Here is a 21,017-nt window from a genome sequence, read left to right as displayed (position 1 = left end):
AGATTATAAATATACTACACAATTAGACCTAAAAGCCTGATGGATGTCATTTTTGTTAATGATTAAAATCCATTTTCATCCAATATACTTCTATACCAACTAAAGGAAATATCCCCTTTATCGTAATACTCTTGGACCTCTACTATACTTCCTTTCTCACCATAATCTACACTGTCGATAAGCTTACCTTCAGGATTATAAAATTTCCATTTTCCGATCCTAATTCTCCAATCTTTGTAGATCCCCTCTTCAGCCAATTCACCGTTCTCATGAAACTTTTTAATTGGACCAGTCACTTTATTTTGTTCATAATTTCCAATTTCCTTGTAATTACCGTTTTCATAAAAGTTTACCCATTGGCCTTGACCAACGCCATCCACAAACTGTTGATAAGAGTCATACTGACCATTTGGGAATTTAGAGAATAGAATTCCTGTAAACGGTTCTCTTGCTCCCTTTGCATAATAACGATAGGTTCCATCAGAGCTATTGGCTGTTACCTCATTCATAGATAAAGATTCTCTACTTTCCGCATCTTCCATGGAAAGTAGCTCTTGTGCGTTTATTCTTAGGGAGAAAAATAGCAGAGTTAAGATCGTTAAAGCTTTCATAGTTTTTATTTTGACTAACTAGTTTGAACTTGTAGTTGTTTGATTATCTGCATAGTAAGCCTATTTTTTTGTGAGCAAATACAACTTTTGACTACGAAATTGGGTCTCTTGGATATGAAACGCTTCATATACTTAATGATCATTGCCTTCTTCATTCTTTCGTGTAATGAAGATGAAGCTAGACCTCCATTCGATAATCAAGAGTTTTATGAAAATCATCAAGCTGCGAATTGGACAAAAGTGTCGGCAAAAGAGCATCTTCAAGGCAAATGGCAATTAACTCATACCTATTGCTGTCCTATGTCACCAAATACTGGTTGGGCGTCCATTGAAGAGGGATATTTTCTATTGGAATTCAAAGGGGATAGTGTAAAAGTTTTTACAAATAATAGTCTTGACCAAACTCAATATTGGGAATTTGATGAGCGCTATGAACGCAGCCTTTATTTAGAGACAGAAGCCCCTATCTCAAATACATTTGGAACCATATATTTTTCAGAGGATTATATGCTTTTTAACGGGTCTCCTTCCGATGGAGCCGATAACTACTTTCAAAAAGTAGAATAGTAAAAAAATTAATAATCCTTAACCATTTCCCACAGAATAAGTTTGGTAAGGATATGAATGATAAAAAAACCATCGCCATTACAGGAGCCACATCAGGAATTGGATTGGCTACTTCTGAAGAATTATTGAAAAAAGGGCACCATTTAATTTTCTTTGTCCGCAACACTGAAAAAGCCCAACAGCTCATTGCTAAGTGGGATAAAAAAGAAAATGTCAAAATTATCAAATGTGACTTGGCAGATTTGAAATCGGTAAGACAAGCAGCAGAGGAACTGTTGGAGAAAATGGATCAATTGGATGTGTTAATTAATAATGCGGGAGGGACATTCAATGAGCGATTTGAGAGCAAAGACGGCTTTGAACTGCATTTGACAGTCAACCATCTGGGGCATTTTTTACTCACCAAAATTTTGATGCCTCTATTAGAAAAAAGTAATACCACGGTAATTAACGTGAGTTCTGAAGCCCATAGAGCTGGAAAACCAGACTGGTCTGATCTGAATTTAAAGAAAAAATACTCTACTATCTTGGGTTACGGAAATGCTAAATTATACAATATCCTCTTCACCAAATCATTAGCAGATAAAGGATTGACTTCATATGCGCTTCATCCGGGAGTGATCGATTCTGGTTTTGGAGACCAATTACCAGGCCTTTTTAAATTGATGTGGAAATTAGGAAAACCGTTTATGAAAACTTCTCGAGAAGGCGCCTCAACTTCTATTTATTTAGCAACTAATGATTTGCCGACCGATAAAAACGGGGCATATTTTAAAGATAAGAAAGTGAATAAAGCTTCTTCCTTAGCCAACAGTCAAGCTGCAAGAGATAGACTTTGGGAAGAAAGCGAGAAGATGGTGGAAGGGTTTTGATTATCATCATGCAATAAGAGCGATCTCAATTCATATTTAGTAGACCTGACCAATATTACTTTTTCTAATTTATTTCACATAAAATCTTCGAAGAAAAATGAGCCAAATTATTCATTTTCTCTGATGTAAATCTGTGAGAACTATCCCCTTGAGGGGATTATAGGGGTGTCGGATAGTCGCAAATAGGTTAATCTAGGTTTCAAAAAATGTAGATAATTAGAAATAACTGTAAGCAAATAATATCTTTAAGGCTCAAATTGAAATTAGAACTTCATGAACCCACCTTCCCGTATTCTTCCCATCATCGTTTTCTCTCAATTTTGCTGTACGTCACTTTGGTTTGCAGGCAATGCGGTGATGCCTAATTTGCTCTTGGATTTTAATTTGGAGCCAACTGCCTTAGGGAGTCTGACTTCGGCTGTTCAGTTTGGCTTTATCATAGGGACATTAGTTTTTGCAGTGCTTTCCATAGCTGATAGATTTTCTCCCTCTAAAGTTTTTTTCTTTTGTGCATTGATAGGAGCCCTTTTTAATTTAGGCGCAGTTTGGGAAGAAAATACTTTAGGGAGCTTAATCGGTTTCCGCTTTGCCACTGGGTTTTTCTTGGCGGGGATATATCCTGTTGGGATGAAAATCGCCTCTGATTATTATGAAAAAGGATTAGGTAAATCTTTAGGGTTTTTGGTCGGGGCTTTGGTTTTAGGAACAGCCTTTCCGCATCTTCTCAAACAGTTGACTCAAAATGTTGATTGGCAATTAGTTATTTACATTACATCTACGCTGGCTATCCTGGGCGGAATATTGCTACTAACATTTGTACCCGATGGCCCTTTCCAAAAAAGAAGTCAAAAGCCTGATTTTTCAGCCTTTTTCCAAGTTTTTAAGAAAAAGGATTTTCGGGCTTCTGCTTTTGGTTATTTCGGTCACATGTGGGAATTGTATGCCTTTTGGGCTTTTGTGCCAGTTATCTTATTAGTTTATCAAGAATTGCATCTCAATATGGAATTTAATATTCCGCTTCTGTCTTTTAACATAATAGGCATCGGGAGTTTGTCGTGCATAATTGGCGGTTATATTTCAGAAAAATATGGAGCGAAGAAAACTGCAGGCACATTTCTTTTGCTTTCAGGCATATGCTGTTTGCTTTCACCCTTAGTAATACTTTATGCTCCAGCAATAGTATTTATAATATTTCTGATTTTTTGGGGTATGGCAGTTATAGCGGATTCTCCTCTCTTTTCAACTTTAGTCGCGCAAAACGCCACTTCTGAACAAAAAGGAACTGCTTTGACTATAGTGAATTCCATTGGCTTTTCCATCACGATTGTAAGTATCCAATTATTGAATATTCTTAGATTAGAAATAAGTCCTGTCTTTCTATATATCATTCTGGTAATTGGGCCTGCTTTAGGGTTGTGGGCTTTGTTCTATGGAAAAAAATCAATAAACCAAACTTAATTGAGATTAGCATTCCAGTAGAAAACATTACTATAAAGATATGTTTTCTTGCATTCTTAATAAATCAGATGTATTCTTAAACTTCGATTTAAAAAAACAAACCAAGCTTAAAACAGATGGACGAAAAGCAAAATAAGCAAAACCATTCAGGCCAAACTGAAAAAAAACCTTCCAGAAAGCCTTATTATAAGAAAAGATATAAACCTCAACCCGCTAAAAAGAAATTCTGGAATGCCGATAAAATAGTAAGTTTGTCTGCCATGGCAATCGCACTCTTTACTTTGGTAGTTTTATTATATCAAAGTCATATTTTGGATAAGCAGTATGAACTTACAGTTAAGCAGCAAAAAGCCTCAGTACTTCCTTATCTTCAATTTATTGACGAGTCGGGAGATGATGTTTTCTCCATAAATATTAAAAATAAGGGTCTTGGTCCTGCATTTATAAAAGGGTTATATATTAAGGAGAGAGATTCTACTTTTCTGCATTTTAACCTCAAAATGTTTTACGATAATAAAAATACTGACACAGTATATTCGTGGAATTCTGCCTCAATTGTGGAAGGAATTGTATTGAGTCCTGGAGAAAAAATGGAGCTTTTTTCGGCAAGAGGTGGTAGCTTAGGATTAGGTCCTGTTAAAGAATTTTTCTATAATTATTTTAGCATGAACAATAATATGTTTTTTATTGAATATGAATCTGTATTCGGGGATGCTTGGATATCTACTACTTTTCTCCAAAATATGACCAAAGAAGAATTTGGAGATTTTGAAGTGTATTACGATTTAGTGGAATAGATAAATGTATTTTCATCAACTCTTGCAGTTTTTAAGAGTATACAAATAAAACATCTCTTAAATAGAATATGGATATCAATTTAGCAGTATTAATCGATGGGGATAATATTCCTTCAGCTAATGTGAAGGAAATGATGGAAGAAATAGCCAAATATGGGAATCCGACAATCAAAAGAATTTATGGAGATTGGACAAAGCCTAATTTAAGTAAATGGAAAAACTTATTGCTGGAAAATGCCATCACGCCTATCCAGCAATATGGCTATACCACTGGGAAAAATGCTACAGATTCTGCCATGATTATTGATGCCATGGATATTCTATATTCCCAAAAGGTACATGGGTTTTGTTTGGTTTCCAGCGATAGTGATTTTACACGCTTAGCCACTCGCCTTAGAGAAGCGGGCATGAAAGTTTATGGGATAGGCGAAAAGAAGACGCCAAATCCATTTATAGTAGCTTGCGATAAGTTTATTTATATAGAAATCCTGAATAATCAAGCTGAAGAAACAGAGGATACGAAATCTAAAGCTAAACCAGCAGTAGATAAAGTCACGCAAAAAGATATTAAGTTAGTTGCAAGCACCATTACTGATGTGGCAGATGATGATGGCTGGGCCTTTTTAGGTGATGTGGGAAATTTGCTTCAAAAGAAACAACCAAACTTTGACTCTAGGAATTATGGTTTTGCAAAATTAACACCACTGATCAAATCCCTTAAGAACTTTGAAATTGAAGAGCGAGTCGGTAATAAAAACAATTTGAAATTGGTTTATGTGAGGTTAAAGAAGAGGTGATTTTATAATCTGATTAAAGCTCGAAAGGCTCTTGCTCCATAATAGGAATCAGCGCCATTATGATAAATGAATACTCTTCCGAATCGGAAATCACCGAAAATTGCTCCACCGAGACTTCGGACTTCATGTGGTGTTTTTAGCCAGCTTGAAGTTTTCTGATCGAAGTTTTCAAGGCTTTGCAGATGTTCGTATTGTGCTTCATTTAAAATCTCAATTCCCATTTCGGTAGCCAAATCTATAGCACTTGTTTTTGGCGGATATTTTTTCCGTGATTCTAAAGCTTCACGGTCATAGCACACACTTCTTCTTTCTTTTGGGCTTTCAGGAGAGCAATCACAAAAAGTATATTCATTAGCTTTTTCATCATAATCAACTACATCTGGTTCACCTCCTGTTTTTTCCATCTCATTCAGAGACCACATTTTTTCAGGATTGGCTTCTAACTTTTCCTGAATACTATTCCATTCAAGTTTTTCGTGCCGGTGGAGGTTGTTTGCAAATCGTTTTTTCAGGGTTTTGATCAAAACTTCAATTTCTTCAGGACTTAATTTTTTCTTGCGTTCCATGTAACTAAAGATATAAAATTCTTGTTGATTTTTCTTGTATTACCTTTTGATTTCAAGCTTGAAATCCCGGATAATTTTATTCTAGTCTGAAATAATAAAATATAATATCCAAGATGACGCTCTGATGTTATTATGTATCATTATATTATCCCTAGAAATTATTTCTACCTTTATAAAAAGAGATCATGTTATGTCTTATATAATTGCATATCTACCAATAATTTTAGCTTGGTTGCTGTTTGGCGTTCTTCATTCTGTTCTTGCTTCAAGTTTGATTAAAGACAGAGTCAATTTGCAGCCTGTTAATTACCGTAGACTTTACAATATCATATCAATTCTTGCGGTGATGTTTATATTTTTCATGGGAAGTACTATCTCACCAGAATATTTTCTCCCTAAAGGGCAAGCAACTAAATCAGTAGGTTTGATTATTGCCACTTTTGGGTTTTTGTTAGCCAAACTGGCTTTTAAAACTATCAGTTTTTCTCAATTTTTGGGAATAAAAAAGGAAGAAGCACCTAAATTAATAACCAAAGGAATTTATGCCAGAATGAGGCATCCACTTTATACGGCTTTAATCTTAGGTTTAGTAGGCTTTGTCATTTTTAATCCTACTTACACACATTTAGTACATGCAATTTGTATTCTGATTTACCTGATTATAGGGATTCATTTTGAGGAAAAGCGTTTGATAGCACACTTTGGAAAGGATTATAAAAGGTACAAAGAGCAGACCCCTATGCTTTTTCCTACATCATTCCGTTGAAATTTTATAATATTACTTATAATTTTGGCACTTTTTAGAAAAGAAAAGGGTTTATACATTTGATTACGCTGCCATTTTGTGGTGTTTATCGAAATATTGTGAAAGTAATAGAAAATTAAATTTAAATATTTTAAATTTTATGTGAGCAAACTACATTTGAAGTGTATATTTGCGCCACGAAATTTTAAATTCCTTTATGGAACTTATTCAAAATAAGCATTTTAGTCAAGAACAAATCGATCAGTACAAGGAAGAGTTCGAATCTTCCAAACCTTTTCACCACGTCATTCTGGATGACTTTTTGTCAACAGAAACTGCAGAGAAACTCCATAATTTCTTTCCTGAAGATGAGCTTTTCAATAAGCCGAAAAAGGACAGGCATGAGAATAAGCTGGAGGGTGATAAGTTCGATGAATATCCTCGGTTGTTTAACTTACTGAAAGAGGAGATAGCAAAACCACATTTTCTAGAGTTTATTGAGAAAGTGACAGGTGTTAAAAATGCTTTCATTACCAATGATGGCTTTGGAGTTGGTATTCAAAAAGGCAAAAAAGGCTCTTTTGAGGATGTTCATGTTGATTTCAATATTCACCCTGAAAAGGATGTACAGCGTAGATTAAATTTACAGCTTTACCTTACTCCAAGATGGAAGCCTGAATGGAATGGTGCTTTGGAAATGTGGAACGATTGCGTTTCAAAATGTAAAAAAGCAGTTTCTTGTAGATTTAACAGAGCGGTTATTTTTGAAGTGAAGGATACTTCTTATTATGGATATACTAAACCTTTAGAGTGCCCGGATAAAGAAGAAAGAAAAATGTTTTCTGCTACTTTTTATACCAAAAAGGAACAGGAGGATATTAAATTTCATGATACCATTTTCCCTGAGCACCAGGAAGAAAAACCACAACCCTCATTTTTTGACAGTATAAAAAAGGCTTTAAAAGTCAGTTAAGCTATATATTATGTCCAAAGTCTCAACCACAGAAATCACTTCTGATTCTATTGCATCAGATAACCCTATCCATCAAAGATTATTGGCAGCATACGTTTATGCTCAGCCACAAATCGAAGGGGAATTATTAGAAATAGGATGCGGTACAGGAAGAGGATTGGAGATATTAGTGAACGCAGCAGAACATTATACTGGAATAGATAAGTATAAAAGCTTGACGGATGAACTGCAAAAGGAATATCCTCAAGCAAAATTTATTTCTATGCATATTCCGCCTTTATCGGATATAGCTGATAATTCTTTTGATACCGTGGTTTCTTTTCAAGTAATTGAGCATATAAAGGATGATAAATCCTTCTTAAAAGAAATTCATAGAGTGTTAAAACCAGGTGGGAAAGCCATAATTTCTACTCCAAATAAGAAAATGACTTTAACGCGAAATCCTTGGCATGTAAGGGAATATTTTGCTCCTGAACTTGAGGCATTATGTAAATCTATTTTCTCAGAAGTAGAAGCCAATGGAATTGCTGGAAACGATAAGGTGATGGATTATCATGATAAAAATCGTGAGTCGGTTAAGAAAATAACTCGCTTTGATATTTTAAATCTGCAATACAGATTACCAGCCCCTCTTCTCAGAATTCCTTACGAATTTTTAAACAGACTTAACCGAAACAAGCTTGACCAAGCTGACAATTCATTGGTTAAATCAATTTCTGTTGCAGACTATTTCGTAAATGAAAATGCTGAAGAAAGTCTAGACTTATTTTATACTTTGGAAAAAAAATAAATCCAGCGAAGGAGTTTATTTCAAGCTGGATTCACTTTTCATTTTTATACTTATCAAACCTCTTTCCTCAATATCTCCAATGGAGGTTTATTTACTACCGATCTACTATTGGTCAATCCAATGAAAACCGTTAGGCCAGTAATAGCAATATAAGTAATCACCACAGCCCAAAGATTTGGAATAAACACTGTTTCAAAGCTAAAGTAAGCTAACCCCCATGCAGATAAAATAGCGATAATGATTCCAGTCAAACTGGAAATGCTTCCTAAAAAGAAATATTCCATAAAATTGATCCGAACTATTTGCTTTCTGCTTGCACCAATGGTTCTTAATAAAACGGCTTCCTGCATTCTTTGGAATTTGCTGATATTTACCGCCCCAATCAATACAATCACGCCTGTGATAATGCTAAAGAAAGCCATAAATTGGATCACGAAAGAGATTTTACCTAATACTTCATCCACTGTTTTCAAAATTAAGTCTAAATCGATGATGGAGATATTGGGGAATTTACTCACTACTTTTTGCTGATATTGGGCAGATTTCTCTACTTTCTCGTAGCGAGTTAACAACACATGAAATTTAGGAGCTTCTTCTAAAACGCCTTCTGGGAAAACAACCAAGAAATTGGTTTGTACCCTTTGCCAGTCGATTTCTCTAATGCTACCAACATAGCATTGAATCAGTGCTCCTTGCACATTAAAAGTAAGGGGGTCACCAAGACCAACTTTCATGTCTTCAGCTAAACCTTGATCTAGAGAAATGAAAATAGAATCACCTGGATATTCAACTTTCCCGTTCCACTCTCCTTCTAAGATTGTTTCTGAATCAATTAACCTATCACGATAAGTCACTCTGTATTCCCTTCTCAACACCCAATTTCTCACTCCAGCAGTGGTATCCTCTCTAATGGCATCTACCGATTCACCTTTTAAGCTATGGAGCTTCATGGTAACGATCGGCACTTCCTGAATCACAGGCAAGCTGTCATTATTAGTGATATCGATTACCTGATCCACTTGGTCACTTTGGATGTCGAACAGGACCATGTTCGGTTGTTTTTCACTACTGCTCAATTTTACTTTGTCTAGTAGTAAATCTTGACTGAGCATTAAAGTAGTGATCAAGGCCGTGCCCAAACCAATCGTCACGACCAGAATTAAAGTCTGATTATTGGGTCTATACAAATTAGCCAAGCCTTGTCTTGTAGTAAATGCCGCCTTTTCAGGGAAATATTTTCTTACTGCCCAAATGATTAATCTACTTACGCCCATTAAGATTAGTGCGGCCACTAACAATGAAGCAGTGAATACCCCTGCTTCTTCAAGAGAATTTAGCTGTAAGAAGGAAAAACCAAATACAAAGAAGATAACTAATACATAAACAAAACGACTGGCTTTTGAGGTTTTGCCCCAGCCTAAACTTCTCAATACATTTAAAGGAGAGACTTTTCGGATTTGTAAAAGCGGAACCAAAGCAAATAAGATTGAAGCCAAAAGACCAATCACTATGCCTTGAAGGAAAGAACTAAAACTAAAAGTCAATTCAATTTCGAATGGTAAGAAATCCGCAAATAATTGTGGCAAGAAATATTGAATACTGCTTCCTATCAAAGCACCAATTACGGAACCAATTAATCCAATTACAGCAATTTGGATTAAGAAAATCCACATTCCTTGTAAAGAAGAAGCACCCAAACAGCGCAATATGGCCACTGATTTTACTTTCTCTTTTACATAAACCTGTACAGAGCTGGCCACACCAATACAGCCCAAAAGCAAGGCAATAAATGCTGTTAAATTAAGAAATCCAGTTAGGTCAGAATAGGCATCTCCCAATTCTTCTTTTCGCTCCTCCACATCATCAAATCGGATTTCCTCTTTTTCCAAACGAGGTTTTAAAACCTCATTGAAATATTTTTGATCGTCAATGCCATCCGGAAACTTGATGTAGAGTTTGTAATTAATGCGACTTCCTTTTTGCATCAAGCCCGTTTCTTCCAGTTTAGAAAATGGAATAAAAACAGGAGGAGCCACCGTAGTGGTAATGGCTGATTGTCCAGGCGTTTTATTGATTTCACCTGCTATGGAAAACATTTTAGTTCCTATTCGGACAGAGTCTTTAGGATTTACATTAAACTGCAGCATTAATGATTGGTCAACTAAAGCTTTTTCTTGCGTATTGTAGTTTTCTGCAGATTCAAAGGGCGTAGTTTCAATAGTGCCATAAAAAGGATAATTGGCTTCTACTGCTCTAACATTTATCAATCTGGTCCCACCATTTTTAGGAAAATACACCATACTGGCAAAAGCCCTTTCCTCTGAGAGGGCTAAGTTTTCATTTTGCAAGAATTGGTAAAGTGAATCCGGGAAAGGACTTCTGCTTTCCAGTTCCACATCAGCGCCTAAAAGTTCTTTGGCTTCTGAATTGATTTGTTCAGTGAGATTATCTCCAAATGAATTAATGGCAACCAGTGCTGCTATGCCCAGCACTATACTGCTCATAAACAGAAACAAACGCGAACGGTTTCTACGACTATCGCGCCAAGCCATTTTCAATAACCAGTTTAAATTTTGCATGAGAATGGTTTTAAGCTTCTTGGGATGTTAAGTTGGCAGAATCTTTTATCAGTTTTCCTCCTTTTAGTTGTAGGATTCGATCCGTTCTTTTCGCCAGATCATGATCATGAGTAACCAAAACTAATGTGGTACCCAATTCCTTATTTAAGTTAAAGATGAGGGCTTCAATGGTTTCACCTGTTTCCTGATCTAAGTTTCCAGTTGGCTCATCAGCAAATAAAATTTTGGGTTGGTTGGCAAATGCTCTGGCAATGGAAACCCTTTGTTGCTCACCACCAGACAGTTGTGAAGCATAATGATCCATTCTGTCACCTAATCCTACTTTCTGTAATAAATCAATTGCAATAGGCTTAACATGTTTCTTGCCTAGTAACTCCAACGGCACCATCACATTTTCTAAGGCTGTAAGTGTGGGCAATAAATTAAAGCTTTGAAAAATAAAACCGACTGAAGCATTTCGAACGGCTGCTCTTTCATCCTCAGAAAGCTTTTCCAATTGTTTTCCATCAAGCGTAACGGAACCTGTTCCTGCTTCATCCAGGCCTGCACATAGTCCAAGCAAGGTGGTTTTACCACTTCCAGAGGGACCGATAATGGCACAACTGCTTCCCGGGTTAATTTCAAAATTAATATCGGAAAGTACAGTTAAAGATTTCTCCCCGGATTGGTAGGTTTTGCTCAAGTTTTGAACTGCTAATATTTGATTCATCTATTGTTTTATCTGCTATAACTTAATGGAAAACGGTTGAAGACGGAAACAGTTTAATGAAATTGATGAAAGGTAAATATGAAGATGACCACCTATCAAATTTTTTTTTCAACTCATCTATCTCAAAAACTTATTTACTAACTTATCCTTTCAAATTAAACTTTATTAAAATGAAGAGAAATATTCTATTATTAATTGGTATTTGCCTCTTTTTAAGCCCAGCTGCTTGGGCTCAGGAAGAGCAAAGTAATTATGTTAAAGAAAATTACGACAAAGAGGAAGTCTATATTCCTATGCGAGATGGCACAAGATTATATACAGCCATCTACACACCAAAAGAAAAGGGCAAGCATCCTATCATGATGCAAAGAACTTGTTACAGTATTGCTCCATATGGAGCCGATGCCTATAAGCGTTCGCTGGGTCCTTCAAAATACTTGATGGAAGATAAATTCATTTTTGTTTATCAGGATGTGAGAGGTAGATGGATGTCGGAAGGTAAGTTCACCAATATGACGCCTAATATTCCTGGAAATAAACATAAAAAAGAAGCGGATGAGAGTTCTGATACTTATGACACTATCGAGTGGCTGCTAAAACATTTAAAGGGGAAAACGAATGGAAAAGTAGGTCAGTGGGGCATTAGCTATCCAGGTTTTTATACTGCTGCAGCATTGCCAGATGCACACCCTGCTTTGAAAGCAAGCTCACCACAAGCACCAATTGGAGATTTTTTCTTTGATGATTTTCATCACAATGGCGCTTATTTGCAGTCTTATACAGCGGCATATCCGGTATTTGGTTACCAAACAGAGGGACCAACAAAAGAATCATGGTACAATGACGCTTTTGCTAGGATGAGAACAGCAAATGCTATAGATGGCTATGATTACCACCTTGACATGGGGCCATTAAAAAACATTACCAAAAAATTACACTTTGATAATGAATTTTGGGAGCAAACAGTAGAGCATCCTAACTATGATGAGTTCTGGCAGAAGAGAAGTATTATTCCTCACTTAGATGATATCGATCACGCAGTTATGACTGTAGGCGGATGGTACGATGCCGAAGATTTATATGGCCCGCTCAATATTTACAAAACAATAGAAAAAACAAGTCCTGAAGCCTATAATACAATCGTTTTTGGGCCTTGGAGTCATGGAGATTGGGCTAGAGAAAAAGGTTTTCAAGCAGTTAATCATATCTATTTTGGAGATAGTATTTCGACTTTCTATCAAAAAGAAATAGAACGTCCTTTCTTTAATCATTTCTTAAGAGATGGAAAAGGAAAGCCAGCTTTACCAGAAGCGTATATGTTTGATACTGGTTTGAAAGAATGGCAAAAATTCGATGTTTGGCCACCACAAATTCCGAAAACTACTTTAGGATTTGCGCAAAACGGGAAGCTTTTAATTAATGATGAAGGAAGCAATGAAGATGAGTTCAGTTATGTTTCAGACCCTTCTAAACCAGTTCCCTATACTTCATTTACCGAAGGTCTGTCTTTCACTCCTCGTGCATATATGACGGATGACCAGCGTCATGCTGCTCGCAGACCCGATGTTTTGGTATGGGAATCAGATCCTTTAGAGGAAAATTTAACATTGGCTGGCGAAATAGCAGCAAAATTAAAAGTAGCGATTTCATCAACCGATGCTGATTTCATCGTTAAAATCATTGATGTTTATCCTGGTGATCATGAAAACTACGACCATAATCCTGAGAATATTGTGATGGGGAATTATCAGCAATTGGTTAGGGCGGAGGTTTTCAGAGGAAGATTTAGAGACAGTTTTGCTGACCCAAAACCCTTTGTTCCTAATGAGGAGGATGAAGTAGAAATTGCATTACAGGATATCCTACATACCTTCAAAAAGGGGCATAGAGTAATGGTGCAAATTCATAGTACTTGGTTCCCTTACATTGACAGAAACCCACAGAAATATGTAGAGAATATTTATAAAGCTGAAGAAGAGGATTTTATTAAAGCTACCATTACAGTAAAAGGAGATTCAAAAATTGAGATTGGAGAATTGGAAACTACACCGCAGTCTCTGCAATTAGAGTTAGACAAGTAATCTATCGTCAGGAAAAACTTTAAAGCCACCTAGATAGACTGTAGGTGGCTTTTTTTGGAATATGCCAATTATTTATATTTAAAATTAATAGGACCTTAGCACTTCAATTATCGATTTCCTATTTTTGATTTCTATGAAAAGAGAAAGCAGGCTTAAGTGGGTTATTTTGCTTAATGTTATCATTACAGCTTCGCAAATAGTAGGCGGAATTGTAGGTAACTCTATGGCGCTGATTTCTGATGCTATGCATAATTTCAGTGATGTTGCAGCATTAGCGTTAAGTTTGGTAGCCATAGTTTTGGCTAAAAAAGAAGCTACTTACAGCAAATCATTTGGCTATAAAAGAGCAGAAGTATTAGCTGCTTTTGTTAATTCCGCAGTTATTATAGCTGTAGCTATTTACATCATAATTGAAAGTATTCAGCGCCTACAGATTAGTCAGTCCCTACAAATAAATAATGACTTAGTGATTTGGTTAGCGGGTATTGCTATAGTAGCAAATGGGTTAAGCGTTGTATTTTTAGCAAAAGATGCTAAGAATAGCATGAATATGAAATCAGCTTTCTTGCATTTACTTTCTGACACTTTGTTTTCCGTGGCCGTATTGGGCGGAGGTTTAGCGATGAAATATTATGGTGTTACTTGGGTAGATGGCGTTTTATCAATTTTAATTGGTGTTTATTTAATAGCTACCTCCTGGCGACTCCTTTGGGATTCTGCTAAAATATTGATGCAGTTTGTACCTGAAGGGATAGATATTCCTCATTTGGTGATGGAGGTAGAGCAACTAAAAGAAGTAAAGAATATCCATCATATTCATATTTGGCAATTGGATGAATACACGATTCACTTGGAAGCTCATGTAGATTTAAGAAAGGACTTGAACGTTAGCGAAACGCATGAAATCCAAAAAAGGGTTGAAGAATTGCTACACACTAATTTTTCGATAGGACATATCACCCTTCAATTTGAACATGGCTTGGATGAGAATAAGAAATTGATTCAGTGATTTTATTTATTCTTTATTCCATATACCGTTCCCACCATTCCTGAAAAACAATAAGAGCCCATATGTGTGCATGGCTATCTTCGGGATTGCTTGAAAATAGCTTTTTCTTTAATGCTTGGATGCCATCCCAATCAAAAACTTCTTGTTTTTCGATTCGATCTTTATCTAACCATTTATTTTCAATATCAGATTTTAAGTCTTTTCTGAGCCAATCAAGTAGCGGAACTTCAAAACCATGTTTTGGGCGATTGTAAATTTTCTCTGGTAAAATTTCTCTGAAAGTATCCTGCAGAATCATTTTCTTCCCTTTGCCATTCACTTTAAATTCTTCTGGCAAGCTATTGGCAAAAGCCACTAATTCGTGATCCAGAAATGGAACCCGAACTTCCAATGCATGTTGCATGCTCATCAAATCTACTTTTTGCAGCATGTCTCCTTGAAGAACCAGCTCTTGATCAAGTTGTAAAGATTGATTTATAGATTTAGAACTAAGAGTGGATAACAATTGATCTTTCCACAAATCAAACCCTTCAAAATCAACATCTTCTAAAACTGCATTTGACAATAAATCTGTTGTTTTTCGAGCACTTTGCAAACTTGCCAGCATCCAATATTGTGATTGAATATCGAGTTGAGAAGCATCAGCAAATTTCTTTAATTGTCTACTTATATTTCCTAATGGACTATTTCTGGACTTGGGTAATATATTCCATATTGGACTTAATGTGCTTACCATTTTTTCTTTAGCTCCGGGATGCCAAAGTCGGTAAAGTGCTTCATGTTTATTATATCCAGCAAAAAGCTCATCTGCTCCATCACCCGATAAAGCAACCGTTACATTTTCTTTGGTCAGTTGGCTTAAAGCATAAACAGGCAAAGCAGAACTATCAGCAAAAGGCTCAGAGAAACTCTTAAGCAACTTGGGTAAATAGCCATATAGATCATCCAAACTCAAAGAAAATACTTGATGCTTGGAGCCAATATGTTTGGCCACGGCATTGGCATATTCAGTTTCATCGAAAAACGAATGTCCTTTATAACCAATTGAGAAAGTATGTAAGCTTTCTACCTTTTTTGCTGCAATAGCTGAAATGATAGAGGAATCAACTCCTCCGCTCAAGAATGTGCCTAAAGGAACATCGGCTACTAATCTTCGCCCAACTGACTTTTCCATTAAGGCTTTCAGTTGAACTTGGGCATCTTCATAACTTCCCTGAAAAGGCTTTTCAAAAGTGGTTTTCAATTCATAAAAGGAATTGAACTCAACTGATTTCTTTTTAACATTTGCATATTGACCTGGCATCAATTTCTTCACGCCTTTTACCATGCTCATGGGAGCAGGCAAATAATTTAATTGCAGATAAGTATAAACAGAATTGGTGTCGATGCTTTTTTCAATTCCGAATTTTAGGATTGCTTTCAATTCGCTCGCAAAAATAAAGCGGTCTTCGTCTTCCAAATAGTATAAAGGTTTGATACCGTATCGGTCGCGAGCCACCAACATTTCCTCATTCTGTTGATCATAAAAGGCAAAAGCAAAAAACCCATTAAGCTTATTTAAAGCATCTTTTCCTTCATGAATTAGTAGTTGCAATAAAACCTCGGTATCAGATTCTGTTTCAAAGGAAACGCCTTTACTAGCAAGTTCTTGACGAAGGCTTTTATAATTATAGATTTCTCCATTAAATACTAATTGATAGCGCCCTTCTTCTGCGGACATAGGTTGGTGTGACTGAGGATTTAAGTCAATAATTGACAATCGCCTGTGCCCCAAAGCCACAAAATCACCAACAAAAACTTTTTGAAAATCAGGTCCACGGTGTTCTAAAGTTTCCGTAGCCAAGGAAATATTAGGAAGGTTGAACCTGCCAATTTCATTAAATGCAAATACTCCTGTTATGCCGCACATGCTGCGAAGATAATCAATATTTTTTCTTACTTATTGATTCACCCACAATTCAGGCTTCGCACCCAAGCTATGCAACCACTGACGATAATATAATCGATATTTAGCTTGTAGTTCGATGTATTTCATGCGAGCATTCACTAAGCTCATCTGGCGGTAGTTGATGAGGAAAATACTACTCTCGCCAATTTCGAATTTACGCAGTTCTGCTTTTAGTAAGCTTTCATACTGCACCACAATATTTTGATAGGTTTCCAGCTGTTGCTCAATATTTTCAAATGTATTTTCATATTGTCTGGCCTTATTGCGAATAGATAATTGCTTTTGTTGTAGCTCAAAATTGGTGTTTTCCAATTTGATTTCATTCATTCTCAATTCACCTCTAGGCTGTCTTAATAGTAATGGCATGCTAAAACTTAACCCCCATTTATAATTATCTAAATTTTGGATTTCGCTAATATCTCCTCTTGGATCTTGCAATAGATTATATTCTAAATTCAATTTTGGTTTAAGCTTTTCCTTTTTTAATCGATTTTCTATTTGAAGTTTCTGAATTTTAAATTCACTTTCTCTAATAGCAGGATGTTCTTGTATGAAAATTGGCAAACTGGCTCTTAAGCTGTCAATTCTATTTTGCGAAATGTCGTTAATAGCTGAAGCTTTCAAATCAAATTCTGCTATTGGTTGTTCTTTCCCCCACAAAAATGTAAACAAGTTCAACTTGGCATTTTCTAAATCAACTTCCAGCTGCTGGTTTTGAATAGATAAATTTTGAAGTTGAATGGAAGCCTCTAAGGTGTCTACGGCCGGCTTATCCCCTTGCTCATACGCCTTTTTATAGTTTTCAAAATTATCATTAGCCAGTTCAATTGCATCTTCAATTACCTTCTTTTGATATTGAAATTTGGCAAATTGCCAATAGTAATTACTACCCTCTAATAGGATGTCAATAAGTAGAAGTTGGGCCTCATTTTCAAAAGCTCTTCTATCTACAAAAGCTTTTTGAAGAGCAGCTCTCCTGTCATCAATAAATAAACCTTGTAAAACAGGGACACTAACACCTGCATACCAAAGTCCAGAATTTGGAAGAGTAGCTTCATTACTTAAAAACTCTCCAGCTGTCCAATCATAACCTCCTTGCAAGGTAATTCCAGTTCGAGTGGGCAAACTAATTCCGGATTCACTGTATTGATAGTAATTCTTTTGATCGTAGTATTTTTGTTTGTTTTTGGAAAACAGTTGAGGGTCAAAATTGCCTTTGGCAGCCATTACCGCAAAGTCACCCATTTCTCTTAAATTTTCTGCTTGCTGAATTAAAGGATGGTTTTCCATAACTAATGATAGAAAATCCTGTTCACTAATTTTTTCAGAAAGGAGTGTTTCTTGAGCTTTTAAGGAAAATTGCATCCATAATAAGCATCCAGTTAAAATGACTATATTTTTAAAGTTGATAATCATTTTTTATCCTTTGAATCAAGTTTGTTTTTATCACTAGAAGCACCTGTGTTTTCAGGGGTGTAGAAATTTGGTGGAAAGCCATTGATTTGTCTCCAGATTTCGTACCATACTGGAACAATATCTAGTAATGCTAATCCATTTGCGCCTCCGCCAACTCTTAGTGCTTCTGGCCACTCTGGTTCTTCAGGGTCTTGTGCAATTAAGATTCTATACTTTCCATTTGGACTAATAAAACGGTCGATAGCCACCACTTCTCCTCCAAAAGTACCATAAGTTACTATTGGCCAACCGGAGAAAACAATGGAAGGCCAGCCATCAAAAATCAATCTTACCGTATTCCCTACATTAAATAGAGGTAAATCTCTTGGCATAATATACATTTCCACAGCATAATCTATATCTGCAGGCATAATAGAAACTAAAGATTCGCCAGCTTTAATGTTTTCACCTATACCTGTACTTACAGCTCTAGTGATATACCCATTTTGCGGTGCCGTAATGTAATACATTCCAAATCGCATTTGATAGTTGGTTAGCTGGTTTTCCATTTTAACAACTTCTGCTTCGGCATTTTGCAACATCGACTGGGTTTCAAAAAGACTAGATCGAGCTTTTTGTAATTTATCAGTATATTCGTTGTAAATGGAATTCAACTCAATTTTTGCATTTAAAAGCTTATTTCTGCTACTTAACAATTTGCTTTCAACACTGATTTTTTTGGCTAAAGCTTCTTGAAATTTTGAAGTCCTTGCTTCCAAATCAGTAAGGGATTTTAAGCCTTCATCATATAATTCCCTTTGTCGTTGTAATTGCTTTTCTGCAATGTCTAAGTTGGTTTGAGCGGCTTCAAAATCGATGCTGTCAGCTTGAATTTGTAGCTCTGCCTGTCTTAAGTAGTTTTTCGCTTGGTTAAGTTTTAATTGACGGTTTTCATCAATTGCAACAACTTGACTTTTTAGAGCATCAATTTTTTCTTCATAAAAACCTAAGGATTGCCTTTTGGCGTCAATTTGGGCTTGAGTTCTTTCCAATAATCTTGGATCAAAATATTCATCTTTAATTTCTCGAATAAAGATGATTGTATCACCTTTTTCTACATAATCTCCTTCTTGAACATACCATTCCTCTATTCTACCATCAATTACGGAATTCAATTCCTGTGGGCGCTGAGAGGGTGATAAGGCAGTTACTTGACCATTGCCTCTAATATTTTGAGTCCAAGGTAAAAAAGCAACTGCTAAAAACAGAAGAAAGAAGCTTAATAATAGCTTTTTCAGTATTTTGTCAGCTTTAATTTCTTCAAATAAACTGAAGGATCGATATTTTTTTTCATCGACCTTATCTTTGATACTATAGGGGCTAATATTAAGCATTTTTATTTAGGCAAATTTTTTGAAACCATTCTATACTTCCAACTTCCGAGGAAGGCAAATCGTGTATAATTTGCCCGTTTTCCATACCAATAACTCGATCACATTTTTCTAAGATTTCCATATCGTTAGTAATTAAAAGAGTTGTTTTCTGGTTTTTATCATCGATTAAAGAATCAACAAACTTCATTTTCTCTTGCCGAGAGGTTGTTCCGAAAACATCCTCCCAAAGTATCATTGATTTATTTCCCAAAATTCCTCTTGTCCATAAAATTTGCTGAACCACCTTTTTGGGGAAAGTTTTGTCTCCAGGGTAAAGCATTTGCTGATAACCATTTTTATTATGCTCAAGATATTGATCTAGTCCGGTGATACTAGCGGCCTTTTGTAGTTCTTTAAAATTGCTCATCGGAGATCCTATAGATATATTTTCCTCAATAGTTCCTTGGAAGATACTTGCAGTAGTCATACAATCGCCAATTTGACGCCTTATGTCAGTTAAATTTAGTTCTTGTAATGAGGTGTTATTGTATAAAATATTGCCAGTATAATTGCTGTACCACCCACAGATAAATTGTAGTAAGATAGACTTCCCTGCATTAGAACTTCCAGCAATTGCCACCTTCTCTCCACTTTTTATATCAAGGTTTATATTGTTTAGAAATAGATGACCAGTTTCATAATCCGTGAAATTTATATTTCTTATTTTTATGTTCATCCCTTCTGATTCATTCAATGGCTTATCACCAGAAAGAAATTCTTCTAGAGGTAGATCAGTAACTTTGGCGATTTTTTCAACTGCAGTCAGCACATCGTAAACGGATTCTATAGTGAAAATTATTTTTTCAACGGAGTTGATAATTAGGATGACGATAATTTCTGCTGCAACAAATTGACCAATATTCATTTGTTGCTCTATCACTAAAATTCCACCAATAAGTAAGAGACCAGCAGCTACTACAGCTTTGAAACCGATCATTAATGAAAATTGATTGATTATCACATTAAAATGCTTTTTTCTGGCTTTCACATAGGCTTCAGTATTTCCATCGTTTTTCTCTAAAGGAAGAGTAGACTCTCCAGCCATCTTAAAGCTTTCTACATTTCTTGCTAGTTCTTCTAACCAATGAGCCGTCTCATATTTATAGTTAGATTCTACCAAACTAGTTTTTAAACCTTTTGGCCCCGTCAACCTTACAATAAGGAAAATCAAAATGATTAGAAAGAAAGAGAAAACAATAAAGAACGGATGGTAAAAAGAAACTAATAGTAAGCCAAATATGATCTGGAAAAAGGCAGTAGAAAAGTCGATTAGTATTTTTGATAGACCTTTCTGAACCGACATTGTATCAAAGAATCTATTAATCAACTCAGGAAGATACTGTTTTTTAATCTGATCGATCTTAAAACGAGGAATTCTATAAGCAAATTCAAAGGATGCACGAGTAAAGATTTTTTGTTGTAAAACCTCATTGATAGTTAATTGCCTAACTTGCAAATATCCGTTTACAATTATACCTAAAATCACTAAAACGACTAAAATAATCCATGAGGTGCTTACTTGCCCACCCATGATTAAATTAATTATCGCTTGAATTCCTAATGGCAAGGAAAGACTTATGAGACCAGCAAAAATAGCATAGATATAAATGGTAAAAACCAGGCTTTTTTCTGGTCTCAGTAGCTGAATGAAACGCGTAAAGGGATGTACTTTATAATTGTCTGCCAT

The 21,017-nt window shown here is 35.8% G+C and carries 18 protein-coding genes; 10 read left to right on the top strand and 8 right to left on the bottom strand.

Annotated elements, in window-relative coordinates; all coding sequences use genetic code 11:
- Window positions 1–62: 62 nt before the first annotated feature.
- Entirely contained in the window at window positions 63–611 is a 549-nt protein-coding gene (locus tag FTRAC_RS11465) for a toxin-antitoxin system YwqK family antitoxin (protein ID WP_013454418.1), read from the bottom strand.
- Between the two features lie 114 nt (window positions 612–725).
- On the opposite strand from FTRAC_RS11465, the gene FTRAC_RS11460 reads away from it, so the two are divergent.
- The 5 genes from FTRAC_RS11460 to FTRAC_RS11440 all read left to right on the top strand — a co-directional run bounded on the left by FTRAC_RS11460 (window position 726) and on the right by FTRAC_RS11440 (window position 5,102).
- The gene (locus tag FTRAC_RS11460; protein WP_148230074.1) at window positions 726–1,178 is read left to right on the top strand and encodes a hypothetical protein; all 453 of its coding nucleotides are present in this window, start codon (window positions 726–728) and stop codon (window positions 1,176–1,178) included.
- A gap of 53 nt (window positions 1,179–1,231) precedes the next feature.
- Window positions 1,232–2,050 carry an SDR family oxidoreductase gene (locus FTRAC_RS11455; RefSeq protein WP_013454416.1) on the top strand — a complete coding sequence of 273 codons (819 nt, stop codon included), beginning with the start codon at window positions 1,232–1,234 and terminating at the stop codon, window positions 2,048–2,050.
- 273 nt (window positions 2,051–2,323) lie between these two features.
- Entirely contained in the window at window positions 2,324–3,508 is a 1,185-nt protein-coding gene (locus FTRAC_RS11450) for an MFS transporter (RefSeq protein ID WP_013454415.1), read from the top strand.
- A gap of 116 nt (window positions 3,509–3,624) precedes the next feature.
- Complete coding sequence (locus tag FTRAC_RS11445) at window positions 3,625–4,305, top strand: hypothetical protein (RefSeq protein ID WP_013454413.1); 681 nt, start codon at window positions 3,625–3,627, stop codon at window positions 4,303–4,305.
- 68 nt (window positions 4,306–4,373) lie between these two features.
- Window positions 4,374–5,102 (top strand): NYN domain-containing protein, encoded by a 729-nt coding sequence (locus FTRAC_RS11440; RefSeq protein WP_013454412.1) that lies wholly within the window; start codon window positions 4,374–4,376, stop codon window positions 5,100–5,102.
- 2 nt (window positions 5,103–5,104) lie between these two features.
- Here FTRAC_RS11440 and FTRAC_RS11435 read toward each other — a convergent pair whose 3' ends face one another.
- Complete coding sequence (locus FTRAC_RS11435) at window positions 5,105–5,668, bottom strand: DUF4256 domain-containing protein (RefSeq protein WP_013454411.1); 564 nt, start codon at window positions 5,666–5,668, stop codon at window positions 5,105–5,107.
- A 190-nt stretch (window positions 5,669–5,858) separates the two neighbouring features.
- On the opposite strand from FTRAC_RS11435, the gene FTRAC_RS11430 reads away from it, so the two are divergent.
- From FTRAC_RS11430 to FTRAC_RS11420, 3 genes are all read left to right on the top strand, one after another.
- On the top strand, window positions 5,859–6,434 hold the full coding sequence (locus tag FTRAC_RS11430; RefSeq protein ID WP_013454410.1) for a methyltransferase family protein: 576 nt from the start codon (window positions 5,859–5,861) through the stop codon (window positions 6,432–6,434).
- A 196-nt stretch (window positions 6,435–6,630) separates the two neighbouring features.
- Window positions 6,631–7,386 (top strand): 2OG-Fe(II) oxygenase, encoded by a 756-nt coding sequence (locus FTRAC_RS11425; protein ID WP_013454409.1) that lies wholly within the window; start codon window positions 6,631–6,633, stop codon window positions 7,384–7,386.
- A gap of 10 nt (window positions 7,387–7,396) precedes the next feature.
- Entirely contained in the window at window positions 7,397–8,176 is a 780-nt protein-coding gene (locus FTRAC_RS11420; protein WP_013454408.1) for a class I SAM-dependent methyltransferase, read from the top strand.
- A gap of 53 nt (window positions 8,177–8,229) precedes the next feature.
- On the opposite strand, the gene FTRAC_RS11415 is transcribed toward FTRAC_RS11420, so the two are convergent.
- Window positions 8,230–10,755, bottom strand: coding sequence for an ABC transporter permease (locus FTRAC_RS11415; RefSeq protein ID WP_013454407.1), 2,526 nt, complete (start codon window positions 10,753–10,755; stop codon window positions 8,230–8,232).
- 10 nt (window positions 10,756–10,765) lie between these two features.
- Window positions 10,766–11,464, bottom strand: a complete 699-nt coding sequence (locus FTRAC_RS11410; protein WP_013454406.1) for an ABC transporter ATP-binding protein — start codon at window positions 11,462–11,464, stop codon at window positions 10,766–10,768.
- Between the two features lie 170 nt (window positions 11,465–11,634).
- Here FTRAC_RS11410 and FTRAC_RS11405 point away from each other — a divergent pair, with 170 nt between their 5' ends.
- Together FTRAC_RS11405 and FTRAC_RS11400 are read left to right on the top strand one after the other, a co-directional pair.
- A complete protein-coding gene (locus FTRAC_RS11405) occupies window positions 11,635–13,545 on the top strand; it encodes a CocE/NonD family hydrolase (RefSeq protein ID WP_041650654.1) in 1,911 nt (636 codons plus the stop codon).
- A 133-nt stretch (window positions 13,546–13,678) separates the two neighbouring features.
- Window positions 13,679–14,554: a cation diffusion facilitator family transporter gene (locus FTRAC_RS11400; protein ID WP_013454404.1), complete on the top strand. Its 876-nt coding sequence runs from the start codon at window positions 13,679–13,681 to the stop codon at window positions 14,552–14,554.
- 13 nt (window positions 14,555–14,567) lie between these two features.
- Here FTRAC_RS11400 and asnB read toward each other — a convergent pair whose 3' ends face one another.
- From asnB to FTRAC_RS11380, 4 genes are read right to left on the bottom strand one after another with little or no spacing between them, the layout of a single operon-like run.
- Window positions 14,568–16,463: an asparagine synthase (glutamine-hydrolyzing) gene (gene asnB / locus FTRAC_RS11395; protein WP_013454403.1), complete on the bottom strand. Its 1,896-nt coding sequence runs from the start codon at window positions 16,461–16,463 to the stop codon at window positions 14,568–14,570.
- Between the two features lie 30 nt (window positions 16,464–16,493).
- Complete coding sequence (locus FTRAC_RS11390) at window positions 16,494–17,918, bottom strand: TolC family protein (RefSeq protein ID WP_013454402.1); 1,425 nt, start codon at window positions 17,916–17,918, stop codon at window positions 16,494–16,496.
- Window positions 17,915–19,291, bottom strand: coding sequence for an HlyD family secretion protein (locus FTRAC_RS11385; protein ID WP_013454401.1), 1,377 nt, complete (start codon window positions 19,289–19,291; stop codon window positions 17,915–17,917). The genes FTRAC_RS11390 and FTRAC_RS11385 overlap by 4 nt, the downstream gene beginning before the upstream one ends.
- Entirely contained in the window at window positions 19,284–21,017 is a 1,734-nt protein-coding gene (locus FTRAC_RS11380) for a peptidase domain-containing ABC transporter (RefSeq protein WP_013454400.1), read from the bottom strand. The genes FTRAC_RS11385 and FTRAC_RS11380 overlap by 8 nt, the downstream gene beginning before the upstream one ends.

This window comes from Marivirga tractuosa DSM 4126 (assembly GCF_000183425.1).
Taxonomy (GTDB): domain Bacteria; phylum Bacteroidota; class Bacteroidia; order Cytophagales; family Cyclobacteriaceae; genus Marivirga; species Marivirga tractuosa.
This window is presented reverse-complemented; position numbering and strand designations above follow the sequence as displayed.

Coding starts and splice junctions, on each gene's coding strand:
- FTRAC_RS11465 (WP_013454418.1), bottom strand. CDS start 611: ATGAAAGCTTTAACGATCTTAACTCTGCTATTTTTCTCCCTAAGAATA.
- FTRAC_RS11460 (WP_148230074.1), top strand. CDS start 726: ATGAAACGCTTCATATACTTAATGATCATTGCCTTCTTCATTCTTTCG.
- FTRAC_RS11455 (WP_013454416.1), top strand. CDS start 1,232: ATGAATGATAAAAAAACCATCGCCATTACAGGAGCCACATCAGGAATT.
- FTRAC_RS11450 (WP_013454415.1), top strand. CDS start 2,324: ATGAACCCACCTTCCCGTATTCTTCCCATCATCGTTTTCTCTCAATTT.
- FTRAC_RS11445 (WP_013454413.1), top strand. CDS start 3,625: ATGGACGAAAAGCAAAATAAGCAAAACCATTCAGGCCAAACTGAAAAA.
- FTRAC_RS11440 (WP_013454412.1), top strand. CDS start 4,374: ATGGATATCAATTTAGCAGTATTAATCGATGGGGATAATATTCCTTCA.
- FTRAC_RS11435 (WP_013454411.1), bottom strand. CDS start 5,668: ATGGAACGCAAGAAAAAATTAAGTCCTGAAGAAATTGAAGTTTTGATC.
- FTRAC_RS11430 (WP_013454410.1), top strand. CDS start 5,859: ATGTCTTATATAATTGCATATCTACCAATAATTTTAGCTTGGTTGCTG.
- FTRAC_RS11425 (WP_013454409.1), top strand. CDS start 6,631: ATGGAACTTATTCAAAATAAGCATTTTAGTCAAGAACAAATCGATCAG.
- FTRAC_RS11420 (WP_013454408.1), top strand. CDS start 7,397: ATGTCCAAAGTCTCAACCACAGAAATCACTTCTGATTCTATTGCATCA.
- FTRAC_RS11415 (WP_013454407.1), bottom strand. CDS start 10,755: ATGCAAAATTTAAACTGGTTATTGAAAATGGCTTGGCGCGATAGTCGT.
- FTRAC_RS11410 (WP_013454406.1), bottom strand. CDS start 11,464: ATGAATCAAATATTAGCAGTTCAAAACTTGAGCAAAACCTACCAATCC.
- FTRAC_RS11405 (WP_041650654.1), top strand. CDS start 11,635: ATGAAGAGAAATATTCTATTATTAATTGGTATTTGCCTCTTTTTAAGC.
- FTRAC_RS11400 (WP_013454404.1), top strand. CDS start 13,679: ATGAAAAGAGAAAGCAGGCTTAAGTGGGTTATTTTGCTTAATGTTATC.
- asnB (WP_013454403.1), bottom strand. CDS start 16,463: ATGTGCGGCATAACAGGAGTATTTGCATTTAATGAAATTGGCAGGTTC.
- FTRAC_RS11390 (WP_013454402.1), bottom strand. CDS start 17,918: ATGATTATCAACTTTAAAAATATAGTCATTTTAACTGGATGCTTATTA.
- FTRAC_RS11385 (WP_013454401.1), bottom strand. CDS start 19,291: ATGCTTAATATTAGCCCCTATAGTATCAAAGATAAGGTCGATGAAAAA.
- FTRAC_RS11380 (WP_013454400.1), bottom strand. CDS start 21,017: ATGGCAGACAATTATAAAGTACATCCCTTTACGCGTTTCATTCAGCTA.